This window comes from Streptomyces sp. NBC_01092 (assembly GCF_045039535.1).
Classification (GTDB): domain Bacteria; phylum Actinomycetota; class Actinomycetes; order Streptomycetales; family Streptomycetaceae; genus Streptomyces.
Map to the genome: position 1 here is coordinate 9946721 of NZ_CP108659.1, position 12823 is coordinate 9959543.

At 73.2% G+C, this 12823-nt stretch carries 8 protein-coding genes; all 8 read left to right on the forward strand.

Annotated features, from left to right (window positions below; genetic code table 11):
• Positions 1-49 precede the first annotated feature (49 nt).
• The 8 genes from OG254_RS44500 (at position 50) to OG254_RS44535 (ending at position 12807) form a co-directional block, all read left to right on the forward strand.
• Complete coding sequence (locus OG254_RS44500; RefSeq protein WP_405593435.1) at positions 50-2002, forward strand: ABC transporter ATP-binding protein/permease; 1953 nt, start codon at positions 50-52, stop codon at positions 2000-2002.
• 215 nt (positions 2003-2217) lie between these two features.
• Positions 2218-4899 (forward strand): BTAD domain-containing putative transcriptional regulator, encoded by a 2682-nt coding sequence (locus tag OG254_RS44505; protein WP_405593436.1) that lies wholly within the window; start codon positions 2218-2220, stop codon positions 4897-4899.
• Between the two features lie 181 nt (positions 4900-5080).
• Positions 5081-6355: a glycosyltransferase gene (locus tag OG254_RS44510; RefSeq protein ID WP_405593437.1), complete on the forward strand. Its 1275-nt coding sequence runs from the start codon at positions 5081-5083 to the stop codon at positions 6353-6355.
• Between the two features lie 27 nt (positions 6356-6382).
• Positions 6383-7045, forward strand: a complete 663-nt coding sequence (locus OG254_RS44515; protein WP_351186897.1) for a class I SAM-dependent methyltransferase — start codon at positions 6383-6385, stop codon at positions 7043-7045.
• A gap of 38 nt (positions 7046-7083) precedes the next feature.
• Positions 7084-8286, forward strand: a complete 1203-nt coding sequence (locus OG254_RS44520; RefSeq protein WP_405593438.1) for a DegT/DnrJ/EryC1/StrS family aminotransferase — start codon at positions 7084-7086, stop codon at positions 8284-8286.
• Positions 8287-8382: 96 nt separating this feature from the next.
• On the forward strand, positions 8383-9846 hold the full coding sequence (locus tag OG254_RS44525) for an NAD(P)/FAD-dependent oxidoreductase (protein WP_405593439.1): 1464 nt from the start codon (positions 8383-8385) through the stop codon (positions 9844-9846).
• Positions 9847-9904: 58 nt separating this feature from the next.
• On the forward strand, positions 9905-11443 hold the full coding sequence (locus tag OG254_RS44530; RefSeq protein WP_405593441.1) for a GMC oxidoreductase: 1539 nt from the start codon (positions 9905-9907) through the stop codon (positions 11441-11443).
• Positions 11444-11469: 26 nt separating this feature from the next.
• On the forward strand, positions 11470-12807 hold the full coding sequence (locus OG254_RS44535; RefSeq protein ID WP_405593443.1) for a UDP-glucose dehydrogenase family protein: 1338 nt from the start codon (positions 11470-11472) through the stop codon (positions 12805-12807).
• Positions 12808-12823 lie beyond the last annotated feature (16 nt).

The following is a 12823-nucleotide window of genomic DNA, read 5'->3' on the forward strand; positions in this document are numbered from 1 at the left end:
CCAGCGGCGCGGCCGGGTCCCTGAGCCTAAGAGGCGATGAGACGTGGGCATGGTCAAGACGGACGACGGTCCGGCCATCGAGGTACGTGATCTGGTACGCGCCTATCGCGGCCGGGGCGGTGAACTCATCAAGGCCAACGACGGGTTGACCTTCAACGTGCCGCGCGGGCAGGTGTTCGGCCTGTTCGGTGCCAACGGCGCCGGCAAGACGACCCTGGTCCTGCAGATGCTGGGGCTGGTGCGCCCCACATCAGGCTCCATCACCGTCAACGGCATCGACGTGGTGCGCCACCCCGAGCTGGTGAAGTCCACCGTCGGCTTCCTGCCGCAGCGCGGTCTGTCGATGCGGCTGATCGAGGCCCGCCGGGCCCTGCACTACACGGGCCGGCTGCGCGGCCAGAGCGAGGCGGACGCCCGGCGTCAGACCGACGAACTGATCGAGGAGCTGGGCCTCGGGCCGTACGCGGACCGGCAGGTGGAACGGCTCAGCGGCGGTCTGATGCGGCTGGTGAACTTCGGGATGACCCTGATGGGGCGGCCCGAGCTCATCGTGCTGGACGAGCCCACCAACGAACTCGACCCGCACAACCGGCGGTTGATCTGGGACATCGTGCAGCGCCGGGCCGCCGAGGACGGCACCACCATCGTCCTGGTCACCCACAACGTGCTGGAGGCGGAGAAGGCGGTCCACCGCGTCGCCGTCATGCACGGCGGCCGTATCACCGCCATGGGCACCCCGGGCGAACTCAAGGAGCAGACCGGCGCCCAGGCGCGCCTGGAGCTGTTCGTCCGCGACGGCGGCAGCCTCACCGAGGCGGAGGCCGCCCGGCTCGGCCGGATCGGCGTCGTCACACCCGGCGACCGCAACGGCAGCTACCTCGTCACCGCGCCGCCCGACCGGATCCAGCCCCTGCTGGAGGTCCTCGTCACCGACGTCGGCGTGACCCGCGTGGACGACTTCCGCTTCGCCCGGCCCACGCTGGAGGACGTCTACCTCAGCCTCAAGCCCGAACCCGTCGGCCAACCGGAGGAGCCGGCCGAGCCGGAGCCCGAGGCCACCCCATCGCCCGAACCGCAGCCCCCCGTCAAGGAACTCGCGGCGGTCGGCGCCCCCGGAGCCGAGCCCGACGCCGCCGCACCCGCGGCGAACGCTGTCCCTACCCGGCGCTCACCGCTGCCCGCCGCCCGCACTCCCCGCTCGGGACCGCCCGCCACGGCCCCCACCCGGGTCCCACGGCGCACCCTCGGGTCACGGCTGGCCACCTTCGGCACGTCCTTCAAGTACCTGTGGTTCGAGCACATGCTGATCGTGCGCACGTCCTGGCACGTCCACATGGTCTTCGGCATCTTCATGCCGCTGACGATGGTGTTCGGCTTCTCCCGCATCGGCAGCGGGCTCACCGACCAGGACAGCCTGCTGTACATCGCCAGCGGCTCCGGAGTGTTCTCCATCGCCGCGCTCGGCACCACGGCCATCGCCCAACGCATCGGCGCCATCAAGGCCGAGGGCTCGATGATGTACTACGCCTCGCTGCCCATCAGCAAAGTGGCGTTCGTGACGGCGTTCGTCGCCGCCCGCCTCCTGCTCATCGCGCCCGGCCTCGTCACCTCCCTGCTCGCCGTGGAGGCGCTCTACGACATCGAGCTCACGCTGTCGCCGACGCTGCTGTTCGTGTATCCGCTGACCGCCCTGCCGCTCGCCGCGCTCGGCCTCGTCATCGGCAGCCTCATCGACAAGATCGAACTCATCTCCATCGTCACCTACATGCTCAACTTCCTGCTGCTGCTGGGCGCCCCGCTGCTCATCCCGATGGAGTCCCTGCCGCTCGCGCTGCGCGTCATCAGCTACGTCATGCCGACCAGCTACGGCGCCGACGCCATCCGGCACAGCGTCACCGGGGACATCGACGGCATGTTCGCCCTCGACGTGGCCATCCTCGCCGTCGCGTCGGTGGCGTCGCTGTGGATCGCCGACCGGGCGCTGCGCTGGCGGGCCTCCTGACGCCGGTCCAGGTCCAGTGTTTTCCCCAGTGACCGCCCCGCCGGGACGCCGATAGCATCCTTTCCGGATCCAGAGGGTGAATGTCCAGCGGCCGTTCTCCGGGCCTGGTGCGAGACCGGAGAACGGCCGTTCGGATTCATCGAATAACACCTCGGAGAATGGCAGGGGTGGCACCGGAAATCAGCTCGGCGCATTCGGGAAAACCGGACGGGAAAATGAAATTCCAGGTGCTGGGCCCACTGACGGTCCACGGCGACAGCGGCCCCATCATGCTCAGCGGCGTCAAACAGCGGGCCACCCTCGGCCATCTGCTGCTGCACGCCAACGAAGTCGTCGCGACCAGCGCCCTGATGCGGGCCCTGTGGGCCGGCGAACCGCCGCCCACCGCCCGGAAGATGCTTCAGAACGCGGTCTCCGCCCTGCGCGGACTCCTCGCCGCCGAGGACACCCGCGGCGGCCCCGTCCTCCTCACTCACGCCCCCGGCTATCTGCTGCGCGTCGACGGCGACGACCTGGACCTCACCACCTACCGGGCCCTCGCCGACCGCGGCCGCGCCGACCTCGCCGCCGGCGCCTGGACCCCCGCCGCCCGCACCCTGCGCGCCGCCCTCGACCTGTGGCGCGGGCCCGTCCTCGCCGACCTCGCCGAGTCGGGCACCGACTGGCCCGAGCTGCGCACCCTCGCCCAGGCCCGCTCGGCCACCCGCGAGGACCTCTACGAGGCCGAACTCGCCTGCGGACGGCACCACGAGGTCCTGGAGGACCTGCAGACCCACGCCCAGCGCGAACCGGCGAGCGAGCGGCTGTGCGCGCAGCTGATGCTCGCCCTCTACCGCCGCGGCGGACAGGCCGACGCCCTCGACGCCTACCGCCGCACCAGGACCGCGCTCGCCTCCCGGCTCGGCCTGGAACCCGGCCGGGTGCTGCGCGCCGTGGAACGCGCCGTCCTCGACCACGACCCCGTCCTCGGCCAGCCCGACGCGCTCGCCATCATGGCCCTCGACGGCGAAGCGCGCCGCCCCCGGCCCGCCGACCTGCCGGTCGCGCCCCGCCCGGCCGCCGTCGCCCCGGCCGTCCTCGTCGGCTTCGACACCCGCCCGGCGCCCAGGCCCCCGGCCCCGCCGGCGCTCCCGGCCCCGCCGCCCGTCGCCGCCTTTCCGTATCCCGCAGCGCCCGCCGGCGTCCTCACCGAGCAGCACAAGCAGCTGTCGATGCTGCTCGTGCGGACCACCCTCGGCAAGGGACTCGGCGGCGACCCCGAGGACGCCGCCCGGCTCTCCGGTGAACTGGCCGTCGCCATCCGCGACGAGGTCGCCCGGCACGGCGGAAAGGTCTCCGGCGTACTCGGACCGGTCACCTTCGCCCTGTTCGGCGTCGTCCGCACCCGCGAGGACGACGCCGAACGCGCGGTCCGGGCCGGCCGGTCGATCCTGCGCAGACTGCGCCAGTACGGCGCGGGCGGCCCCGTCCCCGTGCACGGCGGCTCCGCGCCCCGCGTGGCCGTCGCCACCGGCGACGTCGTCGTCACCTGCGCCGCCGACGGCACGGGAGCCGTGCCGATCGTGAACGGCGCCGTACCCCAGAGCTGCGCCGACCTCCTTCAGACCGTGCCGCCCGGCGGCATCCGCGTGTGCGCCACGACCCGCTCCGGCACCGAACGCACCCTCGTCTACGGCCCCGCGGGCCCCGACGGCGCGTCCGAGCCGCTCGGAGCCCGCACCGCCTGCACGGACCCGCCGCCTCCCCTCGTCGGCCGGGAACGCGAGGTCGAGCAACTGGGCGGAGCGCTCGGCGACGTGGCCCGGCGCCAGCGCCCCTGCCTGCTCACCACGCTCGGCGAACCCGGCGCCGGCAAGACCCGGCTCACGACGGAACTGGCCCGGCTCGCCCGCCGCTCCCCGCACGGATACCGGGTCGTCACCGGCCACAGCTCCTGGAGCGACCGCGACCGGCCGCTCGCCCTGCTGGAGCGCACCCTGGCCTCGGCCACCGGCGCCGAGGACTGCGCCCGCGACGCCCTCGCCCGCATGGTCCACGCCCTGTTCGGCACCGGCGACCGCGGCGCCTGGCTGCTCGACCGGCTCGGCCCGCTCCTGCGCGACGACCAGCCCGCCCCCGCCGACTGGCCCGACCTCGCCACCGCCTGGCGGCTCCTGCTCACCGGCCTCGCCGCCGAACGCCCCCTGCTGCTCGTCCTGGAGGACCTGCACACCGCGCCCGACCCGGTACTGGACCTCGTCACCGAACTCGCCGACGCCGCCGGACCCGTACCCCTGCTGCTGGCCGTCACCGCACGTCCCGAACTCCTCGACCGCAGGCCCACCTGGGGCGGCGGACGGCGTGACGCGCTCGCCCTCACCCTCGACCCGCTCGACGAGCCCTCCTCGGCCCAACTGCTCGACGCCCTCCTCACGGACGGCGGCTGCGCGCTGCCCCCCGACCTGCGGCGCGACGTCCTCGCCCGCGTCGGCGGCAACCCCCTCTACGCCGTGGAATACGCACGGGAGCTGACCGGGTCCGGCCGGCCGGCGGGCCCGCCGGCGATGCCCCGCCATGTGCGTCAGGTCGTCGCCGCCCATCTCGACACGCTGCCGCCGCTCGCCAAGGCCGTCCTCGTGTGCGCCTCGGCCCTGGGCGGCGTGTGCTGCGCCGACGGGGTCTCCGCCGTCGGCGGGGTGGACCGCGCCGAGGCCGCGCACTGGCTCGACCACCTGGAACGCCGGGACTTCCTGCGCCGCTCCCGGCACCCCTCCGCCACCGGCGCCCTGCGCTACGCCTTCCGGCACCCGGCCACCCGCGAGGCGGTCGACGCGCTGGTGCCCCGCACGGTGCGCGAGGACCGCAGGCGCCGCGCCGAGTCCTGGACCGAGAATACGGCGGCCCGGCTGACCGCCTGACACGATCCGCGGCAATTCCGGTTACCCGCCGATGGAAATACCCAACTGGGTAAGGGCACGCCCATCGCATAACTTCGGATCCGAGCGGCGTGGAAAGCGCACCGAAGACTCGGGAAAACACCGAGAACGACGGCACATCATGTCGTGGCCGAACGCCGCTTCCGTATGGAAAGGAATGGTTGTGCGCATTCTCTGCAGCCTCGCGCTGTCGCCCTCCAACGCACGTGCCCTGCTGCCGCTGGCCCGCGCCGCGGCGCAGGCCGGCCACGAGGTCACCGTGGTCTCCCCGCCGGAGATGGCCGGTGTCTTCGAGGGCGAGAACATCCGCGTCCTGCCGCTGTTCACCGACATGGCCGAGATCGTGCTCAGCCTGCTGCAGCAAAAGCGCATCGAGTTCGCCCCCTCCGACCCGTTCTCGCCGCAGACCCTCCTCGCCACCGCGTGCGGCCCGCACGTCACCGACGCCTACCGCCAACTACTCGACGTGGCACAGGAGTTCAAGCCGGACGTGATCCTGCGCAGCGGCGTCGAGTTCGCCGGCTACCTGGTCGCCGAGACCCTCGGCGTCCCGCACGTCACCGCGCCCTCCGGCGGCGGCCAGTACCTCGACGCGAAGCTGACCCTGGCCGAACTGAAGCTGCGCCGCGCCGAACTGGGCCTGCCCGAGAACGACTCGGCCGAGGCCATCCACGCGCACGGCCGCTTCGACTGCATGCCGGCCGACTACGCGTTCACCGCGCACGAGGCCGTCGACACCTTCGCCTACCAGCAGCCGTCCGCCATCGTGCGCACCGAGACCGGCCCCGAGTGGCTGCGCGACCTCCCCGGCGACAAGCCGCTCGTGGTCGTCTCCAGCACCAACGTGTTCGCCTCCCTGATGCACCACGCCGTCTTCCCGCGCATCCTCGACCTGTTCTTCGACGGCGTGGTCGCCGGACACCTCTTCGAGGGCCTGGACATCGAGGCCGACCCGGCGCTGGTCGTGGGCGCGTTGATGCCCGGCGAGGCCAACCCGCTCACCACCATCGTCAAGGGCCTGTCCCAGGTGGACTGCACGGCCGTCGTCGCCACCCGCGGCATGCCCGTCGACCCGGCCGCCATCGGCGACAACGTGCACCTCTTCGACAGCATCCCGCAGCCGCTGCTGCTGGAGACCGCCCAACTCCTCTTCACCCACGGCGGCTACAACAGCGTCCGCGAGGCCGTCCGCGCCGGCGTCCCCATGGCCGTCCTGCCCGAACTCAGCGACCAGGCGCACAACGCGAGCCGCGTCACGGAACTCGGGCTCGGGCTGCGCGTGCCCAGCGCCGCAGCCGACGACGTCGCCGACACCGTCAACCGGCTGCTCGCCGACCCCGCTCACACCCACGCGGCCCGCACCGCGCAGCGCCACATGCTCGCGCTGCCCCAGGTCACCGCCGCCGTCGACCACCTCGTCGCCCTCGCCGGCCACTGAACCGGACATCCAGACAGGAGCAGGAAGATGGACACGCAGTTCCTCCGGGCGTTCTACGACCTGGCCTCGTGGATCCGGCTCACCCCGCTGCTGAACGGCCCCTACCTGCCGTTCTCCGCGTGGTCGCTGCGACCCGGCGCCCTGATCAAGCTGCTCGACGACATCGCCCTGGGCGACCGCAAGGTCCTCGTCGAGTGCGGCAGCGGCACCTCCACGATCGTCTTCGCCCGCTACCTCGCCCAGCGCGGCTACGGCAACGTGCTCTCCCTGGAGCACGACGAGAAGTGGGCCCGCTGGGTGAACAACCAGCTGGCGCAGGAGGGCCTGAGCGAGGTCGCCCGCGTCGTGCACGCCCCGCTCGCCGAGCACCCGGCCGCCGTCAAGCGCGTCGAGTGGTACGAGCCCGGGACCGTCGAGGACGAGGTCGGCGCCTTCACCGACAAGCACGGCAAGATCGACCTGCTGCTCGTCGACGGCCCGCCCGGCTGGGAACAGGGCAACAAGATGGCCCGCTACCCGGCCGTACCCGCCCTCAAGGACCACCTCGCGCCCGGCGCGAGCGTGATGCTCGACGACGTCAACCGCTCCGAGGGCGTGCAGATCACCAAGCGCTGGGAGGACGAGTGCGGGCTCGCCATGGAGCTCGACCCGTACGGCACCCGCACCGCCTTCGGCACCTACCCCGGCTGACCCCGAGCCCCAGCGGCGAACCCCCGGAAGGAGAGGCCATGCTGGCCCTGAACGGCGGGCCCAAGGTGCGGACACAGCCCTTCCCGCGCTGGCCCGAGTACGACGAGACCGAGAGCCTCGCGCTCGCCCGCGCCCTCCAGCAGGGCGAATGGGGGCGGCACGGCGGCAAGGAGGTCCAGGCGTTCGAGCGCGAGTTCGCCGAGTTCGGCCAGGCGCCCGCCGCGCTCGCCGTCACCAACGGCTCCCACGCCCTCGAACTCGCCCTGGAACTCGCCGGGATCGAGCCCGGCGACGAGGTGATCGTCCCCGCGTACACCTTCGTCGCCACCTCCACCGCCGTCCAGCGGCGCGGCGGCGTCCCCGTGCCCGTCGACGTCACCCCGGACACCTTCTGCCTCGACCCCGACGCCCTCGACGACGCCACCACCGACCGCACCCGCGCGGTGATCCCCGTCCACATCGGCGGCCACGTCGCCGACATGGATGCCATCACCACCTGGGCGCGGGCGCGTGGTGTCACCGTCATCCAGGACGCGGCCCAGGCCCACGGCGCCACCTGGCGCGGCAAGGGCCTCGGCGCCCTCGGCTCGATCGCCACCTTCTCCTTCCAGAGCACCAAGGTGATCACCGCCGGCGAGGGCGGCGCTCTGCTCCTGCCCGACGAGGACACCTACGAGAACGCCTGGGTACGGCACAACTGCGGCCGCACCCGCGAACTCCACCTCGCCACCGCCTCCTCCAACTTCCGCATCTCCGAACTCACCGCCGCCCTGCTGCGCGCCCAACTGGCCCGGTTCGCCGACCAGAACGCCCGCCGCGCCGCCCGCCACACCGAACTGGCCGCCGCGCTCGCCGAGATCCCCGGCATCCGCCTCCAGGGCCGCGACCCGCGCTGCACCGGCACCCCGCACTACATGACGACGTTCGCCCTCGACCAGGACGAGCTCGGCGGGCTCGACCGCGACACCGTCGCCCTCGCGCTGCTGATGGAGGGCATCCCCGCCTTCGGCAGCCACCAGCCCCTGCACCGCACCGACGCCTTCTGGACCGGCACCACCCGCGACATCCGGCCCGAGGAACTCGCCGAGCGCTGCCCCAACGCCGAACGCGTCGGTCGCGACGGCGTACTGATCCCGCACCAGGCCCTGCTCGGCACCCGCCAGGACGTCGACGACGTCGCGACCGCGGTCGCCAAGGTCCTGACGGAACTGCCCCGCAAGGGCACCGCCCCGGCCGCCTGACGCCGGCCGGAACCCGGCACCACTGCACCGAAACCCGACACCGACTTCGCACACCCCGCGCCCGGCGCGGCGGTTCACAGGATGGGAACGAAAGCGATGACCAGCGACAACCCGGCCGGCCGGACCTTCGAGGTCCTCGTCGTCGGCAACGGTGTGCTCGGCCTGTCCCTGGGCCTGACCCTCGCCCGCCGTGGCACCAAGGTGGCCGTCCTCGGCCGCACCGACCGGCCCTGGGCCGCCTCCACCGCCGCCGGCGCCATGCTCGGCACCTTCGGCGAGGTCACCTCCACCCTCATAGCCAGCGAGCAGGGCCGCGCCAAGCTCGACCTCGGCGTCCAGGCCACCCGCCTGTGGGACGACTGGCTGGACCAGCTGTCCGAGGAGACCGGCGAGCACGACGACCTGCGCTGCGCCGACGGCACCGTGATGCTGCTGAACTCGATGGGCGTGCCCGGCATCGACTCCGCCAACTACACCGCCATCCGCAAGACCCTCGACGAGTACAAGGAGCCGTACGAGGACATCGACCCGGCCGAGCTCGGCTGGCTCGACCCCGACCCGCTCGCCCGGCCCCTGATGGGCATGTTCATCCCCGGCGAGCACGCCGTCGACTCCGGCCGACTGCTGGCCCGGCTGCAGACCGCGCTGCTGAAGGCCGGCGGCACCCTCCTCGACGGCTTCGGCGAGAGCCTGGTCACCGAGGGCGAGCGCATCACCGGCGTCAACCTCACCAGCGGCGACACCCTCACCGCCGGCCAGGTCGTCCTCGCCGCCGGCGCCGCCTCCCAGACCCTCCTCGACACCGTGCCCGCCCTCAGCGGCAGCATCCCGCGGCTGTGCGCCGGCGTCGGCGTCTCCGTCGTCGCCCGCGTCAACCCCGACGTGCCCGGCCCCACCAGCGTGCTGCGCACCCCCAACCGCGCCTTCGCCTGCGGTCTGCACCTCGTGCCGCGCGGCCAGGGCCACGTCTACCTCGGCGCCACCAACGCCATCGAGCCCGAGCCCGCCGACGTGCCGTCCATCCGCGACGCCACCTTCCTGCTCGGCTGCGCCCTGCGCCAGCTGCGCCGCGACCTCGACACCGCCGGCATCGAGAAGATCCAGGTCGGCAACCGGCCCGTCGCCTTCGACGGCTTCCCGCTCGTCGGCAGCGCCGGCGTCGACGGCCTGTGGATGATGACCGGCACCTACCGCGACGGCCTGCACCTGTCGCCGCTGCTCGCCGACGAGATGGCCCGCCGCATCCTCGGCGAGGACACCCGCCACGACCTGTCCGTGTTCCAGCCCGTGCGCAGGCCCACCCAGCCCCACAGCCGCACCGACGTCGTCGAGACCGCCGTCACCCACCTGCTCGCCACCGGCTACGAGGACGAGTGGCGGATCCCCAACGCCTGGCCCGCCGTCATCGAGGCCCAACTGCGCGCAGGATTCGCCAAGTTCGCCGACGCCCTCGACGACGAGTTCACCCCGCCCGCCGAGATCCTCGCCAAGGCCCAGATGAACCCGGCCTTCGCCCAGCAGGTCCGCCAGTACTACGCCGCGAGCCGCGCCGCTCACTGACCGGACGCGCGCCTACGCCACCCCCCACAGCACCACACAGAAGGAGAGTCGCGTCACCATGAGCTGTCCCGAACTTCCGCCGACGGTCGACCTGCTCGTCGTCGGAAGCGGCCCCGTGGGGTCGGCCGTCGCCCGCCGCGTGTATGACGCCGTACCGCACGCCCGGATCCTGATGGCCGATCTCGGGCCGCGCCTGACCGGGCCGGCCGGGCTGCACCTCGGCAACCTGCCCGCACCGGAACGGGCCGCGGCCCAGGCCCGTTCCCAGGGGCGCGATCCCGAGACCGCGCCCGGTGAGGACGGCGCCCTGGTGAAGAAGTACGCGGACCGCGGCACCCATCTGCTGCGGGCCCGCCGCGACGACGAGCCCGAGCAGTTCGGCATGCCGGCCGCGGTCATGTCCAGCAACATCGGCGGGATGGGCGTGCACTGGGCCTGCACCGCCCCCCGCCCGCTGGACACCGAACGGCTGCCGTTCCTGCCCGGCGACGACCTCGACGCCGCCCTGTCCGTCGCCGAGCACCTGCTGCACGTCACCCGCGACGCCTACCCGGCCACCGAAGCCGGCGACCTCGTGCTCAAGACGCTCGGGCAGCTCTTCGACGGCGACTACCCGGTCGGCCAGGGCGTCGGCACCATGCCGCTCGCCTGCACCCCCCGCCCGGGCCGCCGGCCGCAGTGGGCCGGACCCGACACCGTCCTCGGCCCGCTCGCCGACGCCCGCGCCACCGCCGGCGACGGACGTTTCCGCATCGCCGACGAGACCATGTGCCGGCGACTGCTGTTCACCGGGCGCAAGGTCACCGGCGCGCTCCTCGAACACCTCCCGACCGGCACCGAGTTCGCCGTACGGGCCTCCGCGGTCGCCGTCTGCGCCGACGCGCTGCGCACCCCGCAGCTGCTGTGGGCCTCCGGCATCCGCCCCGACGCCCTCGGCCGCCACCTCAACGACCAGCCCAAGACCGTCAGTTCCGTCCACGTCAAGGACGGCCCGACCGCCGGCCTCGCGGCCCGCGGCACGGTCGACTTCGGCGGCGACATCCGAGACCTGGAGACCGGGCGCTTCTGGGTGCCGTTCTCCGACCCCGGCCGCCGCAACCACGGCCAGGTCATGACCATCGACACCTCACCGCTGGAAGGCGTCGACCCGGCGCTGTTCGTCGGCATGGTCTGGTACGGCGCCAAGGAGATCAGCGCCGAGGACCGCATCGAGTTCTCCACCAGTGAGGCCGACGCCTACGGCATGCCCAACATGACCGTCCACTACGACCTCACCGCACGCGACCTCGCGGGCGCCGAACAGGCCCGCGCGGACCAGGAGGCCGTCGCCGAGGCCCTCGGCGGCGAGTTCCTGGAGCGGCCCGAACTGTTCCCCGCCGGCAGCTCCAAGCACTACCAGGGCACCGTGCGCATGGGCCCCGTCGACGACGGCACCTCGGTGTGCGACACCGACAGCCGCGTCTGGGGCTTCGACAACCTCTACGTCGGCGGCAACGGGGTCATCCCGACCGCCACCGCCGTCAACCCGACGCTGTACAGCGTCGCCCTGGCCGTCCGGGCCGCGGCGTCCATCAGCGCGGGCCTCATCGGCGTCTGACCGCAGCGAAGCAACGGAGAATCGAGGTGGCTGCCGTGCACCGCCACACCATCGCCGTCATCGGCACCGGCTATGTCGGACTCACCGCCGGTGCCTGCCTGGCACAGCTCGGGCACCGGGTGGTCTGCGCCGACCTGGACCCGGTCAAGGTCGCGGAGCTCAACCGCGGCCACGTGCGCATCCTGGAGGAGGGCCTGCCCGAGCTCGTGCGCGCGGGGCTCGACGCGGGCCGGCTGCGTTTCGTCGTCGGCGCCGCCGACGCCGTACGTGGCGCGCGCACCGTCTTCATCTGCGTCGGCACCCCCACCGGGCCCGACGGACGCGCCGACCTGACCGCCGTCGACGCGGTCGTCGAGGAGATCCGCACCCTGCTGGAACCCGACAGTGTGCTGGTCACCAAGTCGACCGTGCCGGTCGGCACCGCCGCCCGCGTGACCGCCGCCCTCGGCCGGCCCGACGTCGGCGTCGTCAGCAACCCGGAGTTCCTGCGCGAGGGCACCTCCGTCGCCGACTTCCTCCAGCCCGACCGGGTCGTGATCGGCTCCGACAGCCCCTGGGCCGCCGCCCAGGTCGCCGAGTTGTACGCCGGGGTCGACGCGCCCGTCGTCATCGCCGACGCGGCCAGCGCCGAGGTCGTCAAGTACGCCGCGAACTGCTTCCTCGCCGTCAAGCTGTCCTACGTCAACACCCTCGCCGAGCTGTGCGAGGAGGTCGGCGCCGACATCGGCCGGGTCACCACCGCCCTCGGCCAGGACCACCGCATCGGCGGCGCGTTCCTGCGCCCCGGCCCCGGCTGGGGCGGCTCCTGCCTGCCCAAGGACACCCGCGCCCTGCTCGGCACGGCCGACGCCCTCGGCGTCGACTTCCCGCTCGTGCGGGCGGCCATCGACACCAACGCCCACCAGCGGACCCGGATCGCCGACAAGATCGCCCGCCTGTGCGGCGACGGCGACGGCTCCCTCGCCGGGGTGCGGATCGGGCTGCTCGGCCTCACCTTCAAAGCCGGCACCGACGACCTGCGCGACTCGCCGGCGCTCGCCCTCGCCGCCGAACTCGCCCGCCGTGGCGCGGACATCACCGCCCACGACCCGGCCGTTCCGGCCACCCGGCACAGCGAACTCCCCGCCGACATCACCGTCGTCGACGACCCCCACCAGGCAGCCAAGGGCGCCTCCGGGCTGGTCCTGTGCACCGAGTGGCGGCACTACCGCGCACTCGACTGGCCCCGGATCGCCGCCGACCTGCACCAGCCGGTCGTCGTCGACACCCGCAACCACCTCGACCCGGCCGCCCTCAGCGCCGCGGGCCTCGCCTGGCACGGCACCGGCACCAGCCCGGTCGAGCCCGCCCTGACCGCCGTATAGACCTGTAGAGCCGCTC